Origin of the sequence: Bacillus sp. FSL W8-0629 (genome assembly GCF_038593225.1) — a bacterium.
GTDB classification, from domain to species: Bacteria; Bacillota; Bacilli; order Bacillales; family Bacillaceae; genus Bacillus; species Bacillus altitudinis.
This window is the reverse complement of record NZ_CP151975.1, coordinates 2,085,246-2,106,162: the sequence shown is the minus strand read 5'-3', so window position 1 is coordinate 2,106,162 and position 20,917 is coordinate 2,085,246. Positions and strand designations below refer to the sequence as shown.

Sequence of the window (20,917 nt, the reverse complement as noted above, 5' to 3'; positions counted from 1 at the left end):
ATGGTTTAACCTTTTTAGTTTCACCGATAAAAAACCAATTTCCTCAAACCTTATTGTAATGATTTTAAATTCACATTTCAACTGTAAAGTGATTGAGAATGCTTATCACATAAGGGTTTGTTCATAACTTTCCCCCATTAATTGAGTTTAAACATTTCTTCTTCAATGAAATCTGTTAAAATAAAGGGAGAAAATATTCGAATTTTGTCAGGAAGACAGGTGCTTTGGTCAATGACGATTCATTACTTGGATGTCATGTTGATGGACAGCGTACATAAATTGAACGGCGAACGCTCCATTAGTGCTGTCTACCATCTTTTTAAAGGGAAAAAATCATCACAAACGATACAGGATGCAAGTTTGTTTCAGCTCTCTAGCTACTTCGGCTGCTATCCAGCTTTTACGAGGGATCAGCTGAATCGCTCTGTAAAAAGGCTGCTAGAGCAGCACTTAATCAGAAAGACAGAGGATACATTCATTGCCACAGATGAAGGAATAAGTATGCTAAGTCAGCGTTTTGCTGAAAAACCGATGCCAGTTTATTTTGATGGTGCCAAGTATCATGATAAAGCAAAAATATTATGGATGAGGCTGTCTTTACTTGTGCAGGTCCTTTCACATCATGCAGCGCGGTCACAACACTATGTGCCGATTCAAAGAGATATATCGGTTCAAAACTGGACGAAATCCTTCTTCTCTCAATATCACCAGAAGAAAAAGCTTTCTGAAGATATCCATCATGAGCTTGAAACACTTCTTGCTCATTTAACTGATCAAGAGGCACTGCTTTTTGTTTATTCATTGACTTCCAATGAAAGAATCGGACGGACGTACCAGCAAATGGCGGAATGGATGAAAGAAGATGTATGGTATGTTTACTTGCTTTTTTGGAATGTGCTCCATTATTTTATTCAATGTGCACAAAAAGGTGAGGCACCGATCATCCAGCGAATGATAGATGATCTTCAATTCAAACGTGTGCTGACCACCTCTACCCATAAAACGCTTGAGCTTGTACAAAAAGGGTTCAGTATTGATCAAATTGCTCATATTCGTTCATTAAAAAAAGCGACAATTGAAGATCATATTGTGGAGCTCTCGATACATGAGCCGAGCTTCTCGATCGAACCATATGTCAGCAGTGAAGCTCAAAAGGCGATACATGAGGTAGCCGGTCAGCTCCAAACCAACAAGATGAAGCTGATCAAAGAAAGTCTCGAGCATTCATTTACTTATTTTCAAATACGATTGGCATTGACAAGGATGGTGAAAGCAAGTGGATAAGCTTCATCAGACGCTGATGCGATACTTTGGTTATGATGCCTTCAAAACAGGTCAGGAGGACATTATTCGAAGTGTACTTCAACAAAAAGATACGGTTGCCATGCTTCCTACTGGTGGCGGGAAGTCACTTTGTTATCAAATTCCGGGCTATTTGACAGACGGGTTAGTGCTGATCATTTCGCCTCTTTTATCACTCATGGAAGATCAAGTGGAACGCATGAAAATGCGCGGTGAAAAGCGAGTGGCTGCGCTTAACAGTACACTGTCTTTTCAAGAAAGAAGACATATTATTCGGCATTTGCCATCATATAAATTTTTATTTGTCGCACCTGAGGCGCTTATGTCAGAGGTATTGTTAGAGCAGCTCAAAGCGATGCATGTGGGTCTATTCGTTGTAGATGAAGCTCACTGTATATCGGAATGGGGACATGATTTCCGCCCGGAATACTCCAAGCTTGGGGAATGGAGGGAAGCGCTCGGCAATCCTGTCGCCTTAGCACTAACGGCAACTGCGACGAAACAAACCTTAAAAGATACTGTGCAAACGTTGCGGCTAGAGCATCCAGATGTACATATTCATTCAGTCAACCGGCCGAATATTGCACTATTAAAAGAGGCACATGAAACGAAAGAAGCAAAAGAGAAACGAGCACTGGAGCTTGTGGAAACCCTTCAAGGGCCTGGGCTAATTTATTGTCCGACCCGGCAAATGACAGAAGATATCTCACGTTTGGTGAAACAAAAAACGCATCAACGTGTAGAGTTTTATCATGGTGGAATGGAGTCAGGAGACCGCATGCTGATCCAGCAGCAATTTATCAGTGGTCAAATTGATCTCATTTGCTGTACAAGTGCTTTTGGAATGGGAATTGATAAAGCAAATATACGCTTTGTGATTCATATGAGTCCGCCTCAGTCAATTGAAGCATTTATGCAGGAAATTGGAAGAGCTGGACGGGACGGGAAAAATAGTGTGAGCGTTCTTTTATATACAGAAGAGGATGCGGATATTCAAAGTCATTTGATTCAAGCAGAAGGTTTTGATGATCCAGAAATTGATTTTTTCTTAGCCCGATTATCACATATGCCGATAAATGATGAAAAGAAATTACGTGAACAATTGATGGAAGCAGGGCTTCAGGAGACGCGTGCGCGAATGCTCTCGCATTATTATACGATGTACCAAACTGAACAGCCCCGTTTGCTCATGAAGAAGCTGAAAGAAAAGCTGCAGGATAGACAAACAGAAAAGCTAAAAAAAGTGTGGCAGTTTAAAGAGCATATCACTGGCCGTCGCTGCTTTAGGCAATCTCTGTTATCATACTTTGATGAGCAGCTTGATCTAACGGAGGACGCTTCCTTTGGGAACTGCTGCTCTTCATGCGGACTTGACCTGTCTGATTACGAAAAAAAAGATCAACCATTGGAGCTGAATGAAATGAAACACTGGAAGACCGAGCTGGATCGTCTGTTTCACCTGACAAAAGAGGCGCAGCATTGATTGAACAACATCGCCGTATTATTGAAAAATTAACCGATCGACAAGTAGTAGAACAGTTGTATTTCACACAGCTGCTCATGCTGATTGTCTCTTTTTTACTAGGGATGTTTATGTTTGATCATTGGACTGATTTTACAGCCTTATGGCAGATCCGAGATATGCGTATCCTGACTTACGGAATTGGCGGCGCTTTGCTTGTGATTATTGTCGACGCTATTGTCATGAAGGTGTTTCCGGCTCATATGTATGATGATGGCGGATTAAATGAAAAAATGTTCAAAAACCGCAGCATTCTGCATATTGTTTGGTTAACGCTGCTCATTGCCTTTTCAGAAGAAATTTTATTTCGCGGGATCGTTCAGCAGCAATTTGGACTGGAGATTGCAAGCATTGTGTTTGCACTTCTTCACTTTCGCTATTTGTCAAAAATACTCTTGTTTATCCTTGTGGTTTCTATTAGTATTTTTTTAGGACTTTTATACGAGTGGACAGGGAATTTATTCGTTCCTGTCATGACACACTTTGTCATTGACCTAGTCTTTGCATGTCAAATTCGTTTTAAATATTGGGGGAGGGATGAACATGGAAGAAATGTCGAGAATGAAGAGAAAAAAGCAGCAGCTGACAAACATCCATGATGATGATGTAGAGGAAAATCTTGAAGAAGAAAAAGTGCATCCTTCAGATGACTCTCACTTTCCTACACGAGAAGATTTTCATGAATATAAAAAGCAGCGAACCAAAAAGGTGCGTAATCCATTGTTTACGACACTGGCTATTATCTTTCCTATTATTGTCGTCACGGTTTTCTTCCTGTTGATTTATTACACATCAAAGGAAATTAACGATAACAACAATCAAGGTGTTTATATTGATAAAACATCGAGTGCTGACACAGATCCAGTCCCGTCAGCACTTGTTGACACAAAAAATGATTCAAGCGCTGACAAAGCGGATGCGTCTGATGATGAGAAGAAAAAGAAAGATGCTGATAAAGAAAAGCATCGTTCAAAAGAAAAAGCAGAGCAAAAGAAAAAAGAACAAGCCGCTAAAGAGAAGGCTGAGCGTGAAAAGGCCGAAGCTGCAAAAAAGCGTGAGCAGCAACAGCTCGCTCTTCAAAAACAGCAGGAAGAGAAAAAGCGAAAAGAAGCAGAAGAGAAGAAGAAGCAGGAAGAAAAGCCTGTTCGTGTCGTGCAGCATACTGTTGGACCAGAGGAAAACTTGTATCGAATTTCCATGAAGTATTATCAAAACCGATCAGGGGAAGAGAAAATTCGAGCTTACAATCATTTAAAAGGAAATAGCGTGTACAGCGGACAAGTATTGAATATCCCATTAGAAAATTAATATTTGACATGAATGAATCGAAAAGCACATACATATGTAGAAAAAAGGGACAAGGGTGTATGTGATGACTTTGCACGCAATCAGCCGCTATATGGATCAGCCGACACAGAAAATGATTGAAACATTGATCAAAAGGAAACGCAAATACGAGGGATTTGCAAAACAATGCAAAAGGTGGCAATGGACAGCCCTTTTATCACTTGCGATTCTTCTGTTTTATTTTGTGATAACAGCTAATAGCGGGGGCTCCCTGCAGCCGGAAGCGATGATTGCCACATTGCTTGGCCATGAGGTGTTTCTGTTTTGGATCATGGCTGAAGTGTTTGCTTTTTACGCATCGTATTATTATAAGAAAAAAGAAGAAAAGGCTGAGGATGAATATCATAAGCTCAGATGTGAAATTATACAGAAAAGCACAGATTTATGGCCTCAATCAAATCAGTGGAAAGAGCGCGAGGCCGTTTTTCACTTCATGCAGACGCAATATGACATCAACCTCTATTATGAAAGTAAATAAATGAGCAAAAGACGTTTAAACAGTTGAAACGTCTTTTTTCATTCAAGCGTCCTATAAAAGAAAGCTGATACAAGGGAGTCATTCATAATGAAATATGCCATCGGATTTACTGCTGCCATAGCGGCTGTGACAACAGGTGTGTGTGTAACAGCGAAAATGGTGAAAACGGCAAAACAAAACAACATCAAAAAGCATTACTTTACAATAGAAGGACTTCAGTCAGATCGACCTGCAGTCATTTTCTTTATTTCTGATACCCATCGCCGTCTAATTAGTGATACTTTATTAGCGGAAGTGGAAGAGAAGCAGCCTGATGTCATTATGATCGGCGGGGACTTAGCTGAAAAGGGAGTCCCATATGCTAGAGTCGAAGAAAATGTGAAACGTTTAGCAAGGATTGCCCCGGTGTATTTTGTGTGGGGGAATAACGACCATGAGCTGCATCAGCAAAAACTCAAAGACATCCTCCATACCTATCAGGTGACGACATTGCAAAATGAGACGGCTGTGTGGAATTTTGAAGGACAGCCCATTAAAATAGGCGGAATTGATGATATCCGGCTTGAAAAAGCAGATTATGAAGCGATACGGCCGGAGTTTGTCAAAGAAGACGTGAATATCCTTTTATCACACAACCCAGATGTGCATCACTTGATGAGTGAAGAAGAGGGAATTGATCTCGTTTTGAGCGGTCATACCCATGGGGGTCAAATTCGCATTGGGAAATTTGGTCCGTATGAAAAAGGAAGAACAGGCCAAGTCAAAGGTGCTTTCTTTCTGATTAGTAATGGTTACGGAACAACAAAGATTCCGATGCGTCTTGGAGCAGAACCAGAAACCCATCTGATCTATTTAATGCCGCTAAAAACGCGCTAAGTTGATGCCCCATCAATATTTTCCATAAAAGTCACCGTAAGCATAGCTTCATGCTTGTCTTCCGTCTTGACACAGTGTAAACTGAATACAAAATTAAGAACCTATGACTCATCATCTCATATACTACAGTATGATGTGTGTTAGAAGAGGCAGGAGGGAACGTTATGCGGCTAGAGCGTCTGAATTATAATAAAATCAAAATTTTTCTCACACTAGATGATCTGACAGACCGAGGTCTTACGAAAGAAGACCTTTGGAAAGATTCGTTCAAAGTTCATCAGCTGTTTAAAGACATGATGAACGAAGCGAATCAGGAGCTCGGTTTTGAAGCGAATGGACCGATTGCTGTTGAAGTATTTTCTCTTCAGGCGCAGGGGATGGTCGTCATTGTGACAAAGAGTCAGCAGGAAGATGCTGATGATGAGTTTGATGAAGATTACATTGAGATGCAAGTCAAGCTCGACGAGAGCAAGCATGTGCTCTATCAATTTGCCTCGTTTGAAGATGTGATTCAACTGTCCCATAGTTTAAGTCGTATTGGACTTTTGGGGGGGACAGTTTACCATTATGAAGGTCAATATTTTCTCAGCCTAGATGATTTCGAAGAACTGTCTGCAGATACGGTCATTTCTATTTTAGCGGAGTTCGGTTCTCCGACGACATTAACCATTCACCGGTTAAAAGAATACGGAAAAGTGATCATGCAGGAAGATGCAGTGAAAACGATTCAACTGTATTTTTAATCACTTTTTTCTATTATATTTAATACTGTTGTGATGAAACAACAGTATTTTTTTATATCCATTTTTATATTTATAAACGCTGATATTTTATTTTGATAAAAAACGCTTTTTACCTTTGCTTTACCAGTACGAAGGTGTATACTATTGCTTGAAAGGGAGCAGTAGATCATGAAAGATTTCTAGGGGGTTTATTTTAATGGCAGCCGATCAAAACGCCGCTCATAACGCAGAAGATAAGCTAGATGTTTTAAAGTCAACTCAAACCGTCATACATAAAGCGCTTGATAAATTGGGCTATCCGCAAGAAGTGTATGAATTGCTGAAGGAGCCAATTCGCCTATTAACGGTCAAAATTCCAGTACGTATGGATGATGGATCGGTGAAAATTTTCACTGGTTATCGTGCGCAGCATAATGATGCTGTCGGTCCAACAAAAGGCGGAATTCGATTCCACCCGAACGTTACTGAAAAAGAAGTAAAAGCGCTTTCGATTTGGATGAGTTTAAAATGTGGTATTGTGGATCTTCCTTATGGCGGAGGAAAAGGCGGTATTATCTGTGATCCAAGAGAAATGTCATTTAGGGAGCTTGAAAAACTAAGCCGCGGATATGTTCGCGCAATTAGTCAAATCGTTGGACCAACAAAAGATGTTCCAGCGCCAGATGTGTTTACAAACTCTCAAATCATGGCATGGATGATGGATGAGTATTCTAGAATTGATGAATTTAACTCGCCAGGATTTATTACAGGAAAACCAATTGTTCTTGGAGGCTCACATGGACGTGATACTGCAACGGCAAAAGGTGTAACGATCTGTATCAAAGAAGCGGCGAAGAAAAAAGGAATTGACATCAATGGGGCTCGTGTTGTCGTTCAGGGATTCGGAAATGCAGGAAGTTACTTGGCTAAATTTATGTATGATGCCGGAGCGAAAATCGTAGGAATTTCAGATGCTTACGGCGGTTTGTATGATGAAGATGGTCTCGATATTGACTACTTGCTTGACCGACGTGACAGCTTTGGAACCGTCACTAAATTATTTAATGATACAATTACAAACCAAGAGCTGCTTGAGCTAGATTGTGATATCTTAGTACCTGCAGCCATTGAAAATCAAATTACAGAAGATAATGCGGCGAACATTAAAGCCAAAATTGTCGTAGAAGCAGCAAATGGACCAACGACATTGGAAGGGACAAAAATTCTTTCAGATCGTGGTGTACTGCTTGTTCCAGACGTACTTGCAAGTGCGGGTGGAGTGACTGTTTCTTACTTTGAATGGGTTCAGAATAACCAAGGGTTCTACTGGACAGAAGAAGAAGTAGAAACTCGTTTAGAAGATATGATGGTGAAATCATTTAATAATATTTATGAAATGGCGCAGAACCGCCGTATTGATATGCGACTAGCAGCATATATGGTCGGTGTACGTAAAATGGCTGAAGCTTCTCGATTCAGAGGCTGGATTTAAGCGACTTATTTGCATCGCGCCTTAAAATCTCCTATCCTTAAATAGGAGATTTTTTTATGGAATCATGCAAAGAATCAAACAGCCCAGCAATTGTTATTGCAGTGAAACGACAGGAGTGGAACAAATGAAACAAGAAAAAGCGATCATAATAGGAGGCGGCCCCTGCGGTCTATCAGCTGCCATTGCATTCAAGCAAATTGGGATTGATGCACTTGTGATTGAAAAGGGCAATGTGGTCAACAGTATTTATCATTACCCTACACACCAAACCTTCTTCAGTACAAGTGAAAAGCTTGAGATCGGTGACGTCGCTTTTATCACTGAAAATCGGAAACCCGTTCGTATTCAGGCGCTTTCCTATTACCGAGAGGTGGTCAGACGAAAAAGCCTTCGTGTGAATGCTTTTGAAAAGGTAAACGCTGTGACGAAAAAAGATGGCCGTTTTACGGTAAATACATCAAAAGACGACTATACATGTGACTATGTTGTGATTGCGACTGGCTACTATGATCATCCTAACTATATGAATGTAAAAGGGGAAGACCTTCCTCATGTGTATCATTATTTTAAAGAAGGACACCCCTACTTTGATAAAGATGTGACGGTGATCGGCGGGAAGAACTCTAGTGTTGATGCTGCCCTGGAACTTGTGAAATGCGGAAGCAGGGTGACGGTTTTATATAGAGGAACTGAATATTCATCCAGCATCAAACCTTGGATTTTACCAGAGTTTGAAGCGCTTGTTCGAAATGGCACCATTCGAATGGAGTTCGGTGCAGAGGTGAAGGAAATCACAGAACAGGATATTGTCTTTACAAACCAGCAGGGCCAAACGGATCGAGTGAAAAGTGATTATGTGTTTGCGATGACAGGTTATCATCCTGATCATTCATTTTTAGAAAAAATGGGTGTAACAATCGATCCAGAATCAGGCCGCCCAGCATTTGATGAACAAACAATGGAAACAAATGTAGAAGGTATTTTCATTGCAGGGGTCATTGCAGCTGGTAACAACGCCAACGAAATTTTCATTGAAAATGGAAGATTTCATGGCGGGTTAATTGCAGAAGAAATCAACAAAAGAATCAACGGGTAAAAAAAGAACTGGGTCCTTCTAAGGGATTCAGTTCTTTTTTATGTAAATTGGGATTATATAGAAGATTATTTTTGGGAAAATGGGCTCGAGTCATATAAAAAAGGGGTGATTCGTGGTACGATAATAAAGGATAATGTAGGGAAAGAGGTCTGATTATGATCGCAATCATTTCAGCAGGTTTAGCTCCCGGCATCGCACTTTTAAGTTATTTTTATTTGAAAGATCAATACGACAATGAGCCGGTTCATATGGTCATCAGATCTTTTATGCTAGGTGTCATACTTGTGTTTCCAACCATGTTTATTCAGTATGTCCTCCAAGAGGAAAATATCGCCACGAATCCTATCGTGATTTCATTTGTGACATCGGGTTTTTTAGAAGAATCATTAAAGTGGTTTATTTTAATGGTCAGTGTCTATGCGCACGTACAGTTTGATGAACACTATGACGGGATTGTCTATGGAACAAGTGTCTCGCTTGGATTTGCGACACTTGAAAATATTTTGTACTTAGTGGGTCATGGGGTAGAGTACGCGTTTACACGTGCCTTGCTGCCTGTATCAAGCCATGCTTTATTTGGTGTGGTGATGGGATTTTATATAGGTAAAGCTCGCTTCTCTGATAAAAAAGAGCAGCGAAAATGGCTGATTCTCTCTTTAATACTTCCTATCCTTTTTCATGGCTTATATGATTTCATTCTTCTCGGCATGAAAAATTGGGGATATATTATGTTGCCGTTCATGATTTTTTTATGGTGGTTTGGTCTGCGGAAAGCCAAAAAAGCCCGTGCGGTGAAGATGGTACAAATTTAAATTGGAAAACGTCCTATACGTCTTTAGGGCGTTTTTTGTCTTTTCCATCCAATTCCCTCCTGTGATGAATGTATAAAAATAGGGATCGGAAGAAACATATATTCAAACATCAAAAGTACAGGAGGATCAAATATGGACAAAGCTCGTTTCATGAAACAAATCGTCCTTATCTTCTCAATTGTTCTGCTCGCGTCTTCATTGATGACAGCTGAAAAAAGTGAAGCTTTCACGAATCAAGTGATTCAGCGGGGAGCTACAGGAGAAGATGTCGTCGAGCTCCAGGCAAGGCTCCAATACAATGGTTTTTACAATGGAAAAATAGACGGGGTGTATGGCTGGGGAACTTACTGGGCCGTGCGCAATTTTCAAAGCCAGTTTGGTGTAAAGAAAGTCGATGGACTCGTAGGGGAAAAAACAAAAAACCTATTAGTTCAAAAGACGAAATACTATAAAGAGTTTGTGCAGCAGCAGCTGCAAAAAGGGAATCAGTTTACGCATTATGGCGGGAAACCTCTTGATCAGCAAACAAAGGCTCCTGCGCAAAGAAACACGCAAAAAAAGACAGCACAAGGTGCAAAAGAGAATCAAAAAAGTCAAAGCGGAGGAAACAGCTCGACTGGGAAGTCTGGAAAGCAGTCAGGAAATGGTCAAGCAAATCAAACGCCGAAACAAACAGCAGCCAACATGCCAGGTGGTTTTTCAAGCAATGACATTCAGCTTCTTTCACAAGCTGTTTATAGTGAAGCGAGAGGTGAACCTTATGAAGGACAGGTAGCGATCGCAGCCGTCATCTTAAACCGTTTAAACAACCCGACCTTTCCAAACACTATTGCTGGTGTCATTTTTGAACCGCTTGCGTTTACTGCTGTAGCAGATGGACAATTTTATATGGCGCCAAATGAAACCGCTAAAAAGGCAGTATTTGATGCCATTAATGGCTGGGACCCATCTGAAAGCGCCGTTTATTACTTTAATCCTGATACAGCAACAAGCCCATGGATTTGGGGAAGACCACAAATTAAACGAATCGGGAAACATATTTTCTGTGAATAAAAAGAGGTGTAAATAAATGATCAGAGGAATATTGATTGCTATTTTAGGAATTGCTGTCATCTCAACAGGATACTGGGGCTATAAAGAGCATCAAGAAAAAGATGCAGTACTGCTTCATGCAGAGAACAACTATCAAAGAGCCTTCCATGATTTAACGTATCAAGTCGATCAGCTGCACGATAAACTTGGCGCAACACTTGCGATGAATAGCCAAACATCTATATCTCCAGCACTGGCAGATGTATGGAGAATGTCATCAGAAGCGCATAACAATGTCAGTCAGCTTCCGCTCACATTGATGCCTTTTAACAAAACAGAAGAGTTTCTAGCGAATGTCGGTGACTTTAGCTACAAATCGTCACTTAAATCTTTATCAGATGAACCATTAAACAAAGATACACACAAAACCATTACCACTTTATATGATCAAGCGGCAGATATTCAAAACGAACTTAGACAAGTGCAGCATCTCGTACTCAACAAAAATTTAAAATGGATGGATGTTGAAATGGCACTGGCTGATGGAGATCGAAAAAACGACAACACCATCATTGACGGATTAAAAACCGTTGAGAGAAATGCTGATGCGTTTGCAGATGTTGATCTTGGCCCTACAAATGTGTCAACTGAATCAGAAACGCAAGGCTACAATCACTTAAAAGGGCAAAAGATTTCAAAAAAAGAAGCGATTCGCATCGCCCAGCAATTTGCGCCTGACCATAACAAAGATTTTAAGGTGAGAAAAAGTGGGAGTAAAACGAACCGTGATGTCTACAGCCTGTCAATGTCTGACCCAGACAACCGGGCAAACTTTTATTTAGACTTGACTGAAAAAGGCGGCCATCCTGTCTATCTTCTTCAGAACCGTGAAGTGAAAAAACAAAAAATCAGTTTAAATGATGCCTCAGAAAAAGCACTAAGTTTCTTAAAGAAGCATGGATTCGATACCGAATCATTTCATTTAGATGAGAGTGCGCAATTTGATAATATCGGCGTATTTACCTATGTGCCTTTACAGAATAACGTATTGCTTTATCCAGATAGTATTCGAATGAAAGTCGCTTTAGATGATGGTGAGGTTGTGGGATTCTCAGCGAAAGACTATTTAATGAATCACAGAAAACGTGACATAAAAGCACCAAAGATTTCTCGAAAAGAAGCTGAAAAGACCTTAAATAAACATGTGAAGATCGAGGATACACATGTAGCTCTTGTTCAAAATGATATGTCAGAGGAAGTTCTCTGCTATGAGTTTTTAGGAACCATTAAAAACGACACGTACCGAATGTTCATTAATGCAGATACTGGAAAAGAAGAAAGAGTAGATAAACTAAAAAATGCAGAACCTATATATAAAGACCTATAGAAAAGGAAGCGAGGAAAAGGCGAATAAGCCTTTTCCTTTTGTTTTATACATGGTTTAATATAAGAGAGGATACGATTTCACAGATGAAAAGAGTGATGAGGAATGTTACAAATAGGGGATGCAATCACAATTGAGTATGTCAATGAGAACAAAGAAGTGAAAACTGCAAAATCGAAAGTTTTGGAAAATAATAACGATGATATTTGCATTAATTATCCAGCTGATAAAGAAACGGGGCGCACGATCTATTTAAATCAAGAAACAGAAATCACCGTCTTCTTTTTCGATGAAAATCAAATTCCATACAAATGTACAAGCAAAGTCATTGAGAAAAGAAAAGAAGATATCCCGATGATTGTCGTTTCGATTCCGCCAAAAGAAGAAATGATTCGGCTTCAGCGAAGAGAATATCTTCGAGTGGATACGATGGTGAAAGCGTCCATTACGCAAAATGGTGAAGAAACCTTCGACACATTTATTGTCAATATGAGTGCTGGCGGTGTAGCAATTGCTGTTCCAGAAGGTGTCTCACTAAAAGAATATGGCGAGGTCGTCACAGAGTTTGAACTTTCACTTAAAGAACCAGTGAAAATTAAAGCGATTGCAGAAATGAATCGTGTTTATCAAGATGAACAGACGGGGAAAACAAGAGCGATCATGGAATTTACTGAAATCACAAACGACCACCAGCAACACATCATGAAGTATTGCTTCCAGCAGCAGCTTCTAACACGTGTGAAAAAAGTATAAGAATAAAGGTTGTTAAAAGCTTCCATACTAGAGAGAAAGAATCTAGCGTTGGAGGCTTTTTGTATGAAAACAATGGAAAGATGGCTATTCAAAGCAGTGCTCATTCAGCTCATTCTGCTTTTGGCGGTTCAGGTCACCCTTCACTTGACGAAAGGAGAACTATTTTTGTCAAAAGTCGTACAATACGAGGGTGTGAATAACATGAGCATTGAAGATTGGATTGAGACATTTAAGCAAAAGGATTGATAGAAAATTCCCCCGTTTGAGCAGTGATCGTGTTACAATTCATAAGGGAGATTCAATCAAGGAGAGGTATTATGAAAAAGAAATTATCTATCGCAATTGACGGTCCTGCTGCAGCAGGAAAAAGCACTGTGGCAAAAATTGTCGCAGCGAAAAAATCATATATTTATATCGATACAGGTGCGATGTACCGCGCAATTACACTTGCAGCACTCAATCAAGGCGTAGACCTTGAAGACGAACAGGCACTTGATGCGTTATTGAAAAACACAGTCATTGAACTTGTGTCAACTGACGAAGGTCAAAAAGTACATTTAGACACGATCGATGTCACAGAAGACATCAGAACAGACCGCGTAAGCAATCAAGTCTCTGTTGTTGCAAAGCATAGAGCTGTCCGGGAAGAAATGGTCCGCAGGCAGCAAGAGCTGGGGAACCGAGGCGGTGTCGTCATGGATGGAAGAGACATTGGCACGCATGTTCTTCCAGATGCAGAAGTGAAAATTTTCTTGCTTGCGTCAGTAGAGGAAAGAGCAAAACGTCGTTTTGAAGAAAATCAGAAAAAAGGCTATGATGTCAATTACGATCAGCTGATCGAAGAGATTGCAAGACGTGACAAGCTTGATTCTGAGCGGGAGGTATCACCGCTGAAGAAAGCAGATGATGCCATCGAAATTGACACGACTTCCCTTTCTATTCAAGAGGTTGCAGGTAAAATTTTAGATGCAGCAGAGCGTGTAGAAAAACAGTAAGAAATTTTAGAAAACTTTTATAAGTTAGAGGTTTATCTCTTGACAAACAAGGTCTTTTATTAGAAGTTTATACTAATACTATTTTTATTGATCATTCAAGCAATTCTGTTGATTTGAATGTTTCTATAATACATATTCGGCTGGCAATCATCATGCTAAGGACACATATTCACCCAGTCGTTTTAACTAAGCTGTGTAGGTTTGGACCAAGGAGGTTATCGAAATGACAGAGGAAATGAATCAAATCGATGTTCAGGTACCAGAGGTTGGAGATGTAGTGAAAGGGATTGTTTCTAAAGTTGAGGACAAGCATGTCAATGTAGATATCGTCAATGTGAAACAACCTGGGATCATCCCAATCAGTGAATTATCAAGTCTTCACGTTGAAAAAGCATCAGATGTCGTGAAAGATGGCGACGAGTTAGAGCTTAAAGTAACAAAGGTCGAAGACGATGCTTTGATTTTATCGAAACGTGCTGTTGATGCAGACCGCGCTTGGGAAGACCTAGAGAAAAAGTTTGAAACAAAAGAAGTATTTGAAGCAGAAGTAAAAGACGTTGTCAAAGGTGGCCTAGTGGTCGACATTGGTGTTCGCGGATTTATTCCTGCGTCTCTTGTTGAGGCACACTATGTAGAAGACTTCACTGACTACAAAGGAAAAACACTCTCGCTTGTTGTGGTAGAGCTTGACCGCGAAAAAAACCGCGTGATTCTATCGCATCGTGCAGTCGTTGAGCAAGAACAATTAGACAAGAAGCAAGACTTCCTGCAAAAGCTTGCAGTAGGCAGTGTGATTGATGGAAAAGTGCAGCGCCTGACTGACTTTGGTGCATTTGTTGACATTGGCGGCATTGATGGATTAGTTCACATTTCTCAACTATCCCATGCGCATGTCGAAAAGCCATCTGACGTTGTTGAAGAAGGACAGGAAGTGAAAGTCAAAGTTCTTGCTGTTGACCGCGATAACGAACGTATCTCACTATCTATTAAAGAAACATTACCAGGACCTTGGAGCCAAATTGGCGAAAAGGTAAAACAAGGTGATGTTCTTGAAGGAACCGTTCAACGCCTTGTGAGCTTTGGAGCATTTGTTGAAATTCTGCCAGGTGTAGAAGGACTTGTGCATATTTCCCAAATTTCACACAAACATATCGGTACTCCTCAAGAAGTCCTTGAAGAAGGGCAGACTGTGAAAGTGAAAGTGCTTGATGTCAATGAAGATGAAGAGCGCATTTCACTTAGCATTCGTGAATTAGAAGAGAATCCTGAAAAACAAATCGAAGAGGATTACCGTCAATATCAGGCGAAAGAAGAAAATACCAGCGGATTCCAGCTTGGTGACCTGATTGGTGATAAACTCAATAAACTAAAATAATTTGGTGATCAAAATTGACGCGAGCAGAAAGAAAGAAACAGCATATTGAGCATGCTTTGTCGACTGGCCAGCATGCAGCAACAGGTTTACAAGATGTTTCCTTCGTTCACGCCAGTTTACCAGATCTTGCGACATCACAAATTGATACACATACGACAATTGGCGGACTGACTTTCGGTTCGCCAATTTTTATCAATGCAATGACTGGTGGAGGCGGAGAATCGACCTATGAGATTAATCGCTCTTTATCTATCGCAGCGAAGGAAACCAATATTCCAGTAGCAGTCGGATCACAAATGGCTGCACTGAAAGATGCAGACGAACGTCGTACGTATGAAGTGGTTCGAAAGGTGAATCCAGATGGACTCGTTTTTGCCAATTTGGGCAGTGAGGCGACAATTCAGCAAGCACGGGATGCCGTTGACATGCTGGGGGCAAACATGCTCCAAATTCACTTAAACGTGATTCAAGAGATTGTCATGCCTGAAGGAGATCGTGATTTCAGAGGTGCTGTTGAGCGGATCGCAGCCATTACTGAATCAATTGAGGTGCCTGTTGTCGTCAAAGAAGTTGGATTTGGGATGAGTAAGGAAACAGCAAAGAAATTATTTGATGCTGGAGTTGCTGCTGTTGATGTAGGTGGATTTGGGGGAACGAATTTTTCTAAAATCGAGAACCTGCGCCGTCAAAAAGCACTTCGCTATTTTGACCAGTGGGGAATTCCAACTGCAGCGAGTCTGGCTGAAGTACATACAGCCTTTCCAGATCAAACCGTCCTAGCTTCTGGAGGCATTCAAGATGCACTTGATGTGACAAAATCAATTGCTCTTGGTGCGTCTGCCGTTGGATTAGCCGGCTTTTTCTTAAAATCCCTGACGAGTGGAGGAGAAAAGGGCCTCATCTCTGATATCATTGATCTACAAGATGATGTGAAGATGTTGATGACAGTACTTGGCATGAAAACAATGGAGGAGCTAAGGCAAGCTCCGATTGTGCTTACAGGGGAAACAAGTCATTGGCTAAAAGAAAGAGGCGTGGATACTACGTACTATAGTTTAAGAAATAAGAAGACAAAGGACTAAATGAAATGTAGCCCTTTGTCTTCTTTTCAGCGTGAAAGAAAACTTTTTTTGTCTATGAAAGACAGCTACTTTTTGCGGAGCGAATTTGACATTCGTGAGCACCAATGCGCAGGACTGACACTGAATGCGAGGGTTTGTCTGCACGCTGAGACATGTGGTAATCACATGTCTTTTTTTATTGATTTCTTTTGCGAGCGTCTTCCGGGCCTTCTAAAGTTGTTGCCCCTTTGTGATGAATGGATTGATCGCGATCAGATTCAACTCTTCTTGATGCCTTTAGGCGTTTTTCCTGTCTATCCTTACCCATCATACATCCCTCCTCAACTATTAGGGTGTCACCTCTTGTTTATTTCATGCAAATCCCGCACCTTCTCATATGTTTAAAAATTGGAGATTTTCCCATAATGTAATTGAGGTGATGAGGGTTGGAGGCATTGTACTATTATTGGTCAATATGGTTCGTTTGGATTATGGTGACATTTATCATGGAGAAAAGCACGTGGCGCAATGTGCTGGGCGTATGTGTTCTCATTCATATTATATGCAGTCATGTCATGGTTTCTATTTTAGACATTAGGATCAATGCAGGATTTTTGATGACCTTTTTATATGCTTGCATGTCATTCGTGATCTTTCGGCCTGCTCATCGAATCATGCGAATCATGCAATTAGGTTCCATGGTCAGTGCGTATGCCTTTTTTATGATTTTTGCATTATATGATCCAGTTTGGTTCACGATAATAAAGGTGGACTGGGTTGTATTTGCCTTGCTGATCTTGATGTGTTTAACATATGGGCATCAGTTAACGGAACGGATCACTTTATGGATGATGGCTATATGTCTGGGGGAAGCCCTTTATGCGCTTACGATTCATCGCCTCACATCTTCCATTGTCATAGGAGATCTCTCGTTTCTTTCCATGGCTGTTCAAGGAGCTGTCTTTCTATTAGGTATAGGTCAGCTTGAAAAACTCTTGAACACCCGTTCATCTAGAAAACCAGTAAAAGGGGCTGCAAAATCAACATGACGGATTACACGTTTCCTGTGATTATTGGTGTCATCTTTGGGATGGCGGCTAGGCTTTATATGCTAAGAACTGATTATCGGCAATATCCCACATATATTCATGGACAAGTGATTCACATTGCGCTAGGTTTTATCGCATCAGGGCTTGGTGCTATTATTATGCCTGCGCTGATCCAGGAAGAATTCACTGCCATTACCTTTCTGACGCTTGCAGCCACGCAATTTCGTGATGTGCGTAATATGGAAAGAAATACATTGACCCAAATGGATTCGTATGAGCTTGTCTCACGAGGCAGTACATATATCGAAGGCATTGCGATCGCCTTTGAAAGTCGAAATTATATTGCCATTCTTACTGCCCTTATTACAACGACCGCCTGTATTTTCTTTTCGCTCGTCGTTGGGACCGTGGTCGGTATTCTTTGTTTTCTCATGGCAAAACTATTAATGTCAGGGAGCCAATTAAAGGATATCGTGAATATTCAAAAAGGGGAACTTCGTTTTGACGGCGCAGGACTTTACGTAAATGATATTTACATTATGAATATCGGGCTGCCTGAAAAGCAAAAATTGATTTTAGAGCATGGAATGGGGTTCATCTTGACTCCGAAGAATTTTAACTCGGCCACAACCATCGCAAACCTTGGGCAGCGGCAAGCTATCTTATTTGATTTATCCAACGTGCTTGGTGTATACCGAGATTCTGGTGAACCATCGCTTTGTCCGCTCGCAAAACGTGATCTGAATAATGGCACACTTGGCGTATTCATTTTACCGCAATGGCAGCGTGAAGATTTAGCTGTCCGTGTATTAGAAGAGGTGCCTATTTTAGAAAATGCCATTAGAATGCCGACAGATTTCATTAAAAAGAAAGTGAGGTAATAGGGCATGGCGAACACCATTGAACAATTTATATTGGCTGTGGCGACAACAAATAAAGAGCGGGTCATTGGCGGAACAGCCGTTTTTTTCTGTGAAAATAAAGAAGAGCTCGACATGTATGCCATGAATTTAGAGGCCATTTTAGATGGAATTGCACACGGCATTGGAGAAGATCTTTACTTGATCGTCAAACATTTTTAAGTTATTCATTGTGGTCTGATTAAAAATTGATATAATATATAAGTTGAACCCTTCATGTTTGAAGGGTTTATTTCATAAAACTGAATGAAAATTATAAATCCCGGTTGAAACATGATGATGAACATATTGAATCGCGGCTGGATTGAAAGGAAGGGTACTATGGGTAAACCTGTCGTAGCCATTGTTGGAAGGCCCAACGTTGGAAAATCTACAATTTTTAATCGAATCGCAGGCGAAAGAATATCGATTGTAGAAGACACACCTGGTGTAACAAGAGATCGAATCTATAGCTCTGCTGAATGGTTAAATTATGACTTTAATTTAATAGATACTGGTGGAATTGATATTGGAGATGAGCCGTTTTTGGCGCAAATTCGCCATCAGGCTGAAATCGCAATGGATGAAGCGGATGTTATTATCTTTATGGTCAATGGAAGAGATGGCGTCACATCTGCGGATGAAGAAGTCGCAAAAATTTTATATCGCACGAAAAAACCTGTCGTACTTGCTGTCAATAAATTGGACAACCCTGAAATGAGAAGCGACGTGTATGACTTTTATGCACTTGGATTTGGCGAACCGTATCCGATTTCTGGAACACACGGACTCGGTCTAGGTGATCTGCTTGATGCTGTCGCAGAGCATTTCAAAAATTTACCAGATACACAGTATGATGAAGAAGTGGTCCAGTTCTGCTTAATCGGCCGCCCAAATGTAGGGAAATCCTCTTTGGTGAATGCGATGCTCGGTGAAGAACGTGTCATTGTCAGCAACATCGCTGGTACAACAAGAGATGCTGTAGATACAATGTTTACGTACAACCAACGTGACTTTGTCATTGTCGACACAGCCGGTATGAGGAAAAAAGGGAAAGTATATGAAACAACAGAGAAATACAGTGTACTCCGTGCGTTGAAAGCCATTGATCGATCGGATGTTGTCGCTGTTGTTCTTGATGGTGAAGAAGGCATTATTGAACAGGATAAACGTATTGCCGGCTACGCACACGAAGCGGGTAAAGCCGTTGTGATCATTGTGAACAAGTGGGATGCTGTTGAAAAAGACGAGCGTACAATGAAGGAATTTGAGCAAAACATTCGCGAGCATTTTCAATTCCTTGATTATGCACCTGTCTTATTCATGTCTGCTCTTACGAAAAAGAGAATTCACACGTTAATGCCAACAATCATTACCGCTAGTGAAAATCATGCGATGCGCGTTCAAACTAACATTCTAAACGATATTATCATGGATGCCGTAGCAATGAACCCAACGCCGACCCATAACGGACAGCGTCTGAAAATTTACTATGCAACACAAGTGGCGATCAAACCGCCGTCCTTTGTTGTGTTTGTAAATGATCCAGAACTTATGCACTTTTCTTATGAGCGTTTCCTAGAAAACCGAATTCGAGATGCATTTGGTTTTGAAGGAACACCAATTAAAATATTTGCGAGAGCGAGAAAATAAAAAGGGTGAGCAGGATGAAGAAAATTTCAGTACTTGGAGCAGGGAGCTGGGGAACAGCTCTTGCGCTTGTATTAGCTGATAATCATCATGATGTACACATGTGGGGACATAGACAAGAATTAATTGATCAAATCAACGAGAAACATGAAAATCATGATTACTTGCCTAATGTTGCATTGCCAGCGTCTATTCAAGCGACAACAGATATGAAACAGGCACTAGAAGGGACAGATGCGATTATTGTCGCTGTGCCAACAAAGGCTATTCGAGAAGTATTGAAACAGACCAATGAGTTCATTACGTCAAAGGTGCCATTTGTTCATGTCAGTAAAGGAATTGAACCAGATACGCTTCTTAGAATTTCTCAAATGATTGAACAAGAAGTCCCAGAAGCGAAAAGGGAAGCAGTGGTTGTCCTGTCAGGACCAAGTCACGCTGAAGAAGTTGGCTTGCGTCATCCGACAACTGTGACTGTCTCGTCAGAAAATATTGAAGCAGCTCAATTTGTTCAAGACTTGTTCATGAACAATAATTTTAGAGTGTACACCAACCCTGATGTGATTGGGGTGGAAATTGGCGGGGCGCTGAAAAACATCATCGCTCTTGCGGCAGGGATCACAGATGGACTCGGATATGGCGATAATGCGAAAGCAGCGCTCATCACAAGGGGGCTTGCTGAAATCGCCCGCCTCGGCACAAAAATGGGAGGAAACCCTCTTACGTTCGCCGGATTAACAGGTGTTGGAGATTTGATTGTCACATGTACAAGTGTTCATTCGCGTAACTGGCGCTGCGGGAATTTACTCGGTAAAGGATATAAGCTCGAAGAAGTGCTTGAAAAAATGGGGATGGTTGTCGAAGGCGTCCGCACAACAAAAGGCGCTTATCAGCTCTCCAAAGAATACAAGGTCAGCATGCCGATTACAGAGGCTCTTTACGGCGTCCTATTTGATGGGAAAAAGGTTGACGATGCTGTAGAATCCTTGATGGCACGTGTGAAAACACATGAGATGGAAGACCTTGTGAACATGTTCGAAAACCAAACAAAGTAATTGGAAGACTGAACTTA

General features: G+C 40.9%; 23 protein-coding genes. 22 read left to right on the top strand and 1 reads right to left on the bottom strand.

The genetic code is table 11. From position 1 onward, the window contains the following. The first annotated feature begins 231 nt into the window (after positions 1-231). From NSQ17_RS10735 to fni, 17 genes are all read left to right on the top strand, one after another. A complete protein-coding gene (locus NSQ17_RS10735) occupies positions 232-1,284 on the top strand; it encodes a helix-turn-helix domain-containing protein (protein WP_282745219.1) in 1,053 nt (350 codons plus the stop codon). Next, positions 1,277-2,785 carry an ATP-dependent DNA helicase RecQ gene (locus NSQ17_RS10730; RefSeq protein ID WP_342467429.1) on the top strand — a complete coding sequence of 503 codons (1,509 nt, stop codon included), beginning with the start codon at positions 1,277-1,279 and terminating at the stop codon, positions 2,783-2,785. Before NSQ17_RS10735 ends, NSQ17_RS10730 begins: the two co-directional genes overlap by 8 nt. Further along, positions 2,782-3,423 carry a CPBP family intramembrane glutamic endopeptidase gene (locus NSQ17_RS10725; protein WP_017359770.1) on the top strand — a complete coding sequence of 214 codons (642 nt, stop codon included), beginning with the start codon at positions 2,782-2,784 and terminating at the stop codon, positions 3,421-3,423. Before NSQ17_RS10730 ends, NSQ17_RS10725 begins: the two co-directional genes overlap by 4 nt. After that, a complete protein-coding gene (locus NSQ17_RS10720) occupies positions 3,368-4,132 on the top strand; it encodes a LysM peptidoglycan-binding domain-containing protein (protein ID WP_342467428.1) in 765 nt (254 codons plus the stop codon). Before NSQ17_RS10725 ends, NSQ17_RS10720 begins: the two co-directional genes overlap by 56 nt. Positions 4,133-4,196: 64 nt before the next feature. Further along, positions 4,197-4,649 (top strand): DUF2663 family protein, encoded by a 453-nt coding sequence (locus NSQ17_RS10715; protein WP_007500988.1) that lies wholly within the window; start codon positions 4,197-4,199, stop codon positions 4,647-4,649. An 87-nt stretch (positions 4,650-4,736) separates the two neighbouring features. Further along, positions 4,737-5,525, top strand: coding sequence for a metallophosphoesterase (locus NSQ17_RS10710; RefSeq protein WP_144679406.1), 789 nt, complete (start codon positions 4,737-4,739; stop codon positions 5,523-5,525). Positions 5,526-5,689: 164 nt separating this feature from the next. Beyond that, positions 5,690-6,268: a genetic competence negative regulator gene (locus tag NSQ17_RS10705; RefSeq protein WP_007500984.1), complete on the top strand. Its 579-nt coding sequence runs from the start codon at positions 5,690-5,692 to the stop codon at positions 6,266-6,268. A gap of 196 nt (positions 6,269-6,464) precedes the next feature. Further along, the gene (locus NSQ17_RS10700) at positions 6,465-7,739 is read left to right on the top strand and encodes a Glu/Leu/Phe/Val dehydrogenase (RefSeq protein ID WP_007500982.1); all 1,275 of its coding nucleotides are present in this window, start codon (positions 6,465-6,467) and stop codon (positions 7,737-7,739) included. Between the two features lie 124 nt (positions 7,740-7,863). Continuing rightward, complete coding sequence (locus NSQ17_RS10695) at positions 7,864-8,835, top strand: YpdA family putative bacillithiol disulfide reductase (RefSeq protein WP_024718498.1); 972 nt, start codon at positions 7,864-7,866, stop codon at positions 8,833-8,835. A 155-nt stretch (positions 8,836-8,990) separates the two neighbouring features. Continuing rightward, positions 8,991-9,647, top strand: coding sequence for a glutamic-type intramembrane protease PrsW (gene prsW, locus NSQ17_RS10690; RefSeq protein ID WP_008344507.1), 657 nt, complete (start codon positions 8,991-8,993; stop codon positions 9,645-9,647). Positions 9,648-9,779: 132 nt separating this feature from the next. After that, positions 9,780-10,700 (top strand): spore cortex-lytic enzyme, encoded by a 921-nt coding sequence (gene sleB / locus NSQ17_RS10685; RefSeq protein ID WP_144679408.1) that lies wholly within the window; start codon positions 9,780-9,782, stop codon positions 10,698-10,700. A 16-nt stretch (positions 10,701-10,716) separates the two neighbouring features. After that, complete coding sequence (gene ypeB, locus NSQ17_RS10680) at positions 10,717-12,066, top strand: germination protein YpeB (RefSeq protein ID WP_008344510.1); 1,350 nt, start codon at positions 10,717-10,719, stop codon at positions 12,064-12,066. Between the two features lie 102 nt (positions 12,067-12,168). Beyond that, a complete protein-coding gene (locus NSQ17_RS10675) occupies positions 12,169-12,816 on the top strand; it encodes a flagellar brake domain-containing protein (RefSeq protein ID WP_342467427.1) in 648 nt (215 codons plus the stop codon). Positions 12,817-12,879: 63 nt separating this feature from the next. Continuing rightward, on the top strand, positions 12,880-13,062 hold the full coding sequence (locus tag NSQ17_RS10670; protein WP_008344514.1) for a YpfB family protein: 183 nt from the start codon (positions 12,880-12,882) through the stop codon (positions 13,060-13,062). 71 nt (positions 13,063-13,133) lie between these two features. Then, positions 13,134-13,811 carry a (d)CMP kinase gene (gene cmk, locus NSQ17_RS10665; protein WP_017359766.1) on the top strand — a complete coding sequence of 226 codons (678 nt, stop codon included), beginning with the start codon at positions 13,134-13,136 and terminating at the stop codon, positions 13,809-13,811. A 223-nt stretch (positions 13,812-14,034) separates the two neighbouring features. Further along, positions 14,035-15,186, top strand: coding sequence for a 30S ribosomal protein S1 (rpsA, locus tag NSQ17_RS10660; protein ID WP_008344519.1), 1,152 nt, complete (start codon positions 14,035-14,037; stop codon positions 15,184-15,186). Between the two features lie 14 nt (positions 15,187-15,200). Next, on the top strand, positions 15,201-16,268 hold the full coding sequence (fni, locus tag NSQ17_RS10655) for a type 2 isopentenyl-diphosphate Delta-isomerase (RefSeq protein ID WP_342467425.1): 1,068 nt from the start codon (positions 15,201-15,203) through the stop codon (positions 16,266-16,268). 175 nt (positions 16,269-16,443) lie between these two features. Here the strand turns inward: fni and NSQ17_RS10650 are convergent, their stop codons facing one another. Beyond that, entirely contained in the window at positions 16,444-16,575 is a 132-nt protein-coding gene (locus NSQ17_RS10650; RefSeq protein WP_008344525.1) for a YpzI family protein, read from the bottom strand. Positions 16,576-16,753: 178 nt separating this feature from the next. Here NSQ17_RS10650 and NSQ17_RS10645 point away from each other — a divergent pair, with 178 nt between their 5' ends. From NSQ17_RS10645 to NSQ17_RS10625, 5 genes are all read left to right on the top strand, one after another. Then, complete coding sequence (locus NSQ17_RS10645) at positions 16,754-17,296, top strand: hypothetical protein (RefSeq protein WP_160757557.1); 543 nt, start codon at positions 16,754-16,756, stop codon at positions 17,294-17,296. Next, on the top strand, positions 17,293-18,177 hold the full coding sequence (locus NSQ17_RS10640) for a YIEGIA family protein (RefSeq protein ID WP_342467424.1): 885 nt from the start codon (positions 17,293-17,295) through the stop codon (positions 18,175-18,177). The genes NSQ17_RS10645 and NSQ17_RS10640 overlap by 4 nt, the downstream gene beginning before the upstream one ends. A gap of 6 nt (positions 18,178-18,183) precedes the next feature. Next, complete coding sequence (locus NSQ17_RS10635) at positions 18,184-18,378, top strand: hypothetical protein (RefSeq protein ID WP_008344527.1); 195 nt, start codon at positions 18,184-18,186, stop codon at positions 18,376-18,378. 159 nt (positions 18,379-18,537) lie between these two features. After that, on the top strand, positions 18,538-19,848 hold the full coding sequence (gene der, locus NSQ17_RS10630) for a ribosome biogenesis GTPase Der (protein ID WP_008344528.1): 1,311 nt from the start codon (positions 18,538-18,540) through the stop codon (positions 19,846-19,848). A 14-nt stretch (positions 19,849-19,862) separates the two neighbouring features. Then, positions 19,863-20,900 (top strand): NAD(P)H-dependent glycerol-3-phosphate dehydrogenase, encoded by a 1,038-nt coding sequence (locus NSQ17_RS10625; RefSeq protein WP_342467423.1) that lies wholly within the window; start codon positions 19,863-19,865, stop codon positions 20,898-20,900. Positions 20,901-20,917: the final 17 nt, after the last annotated feature.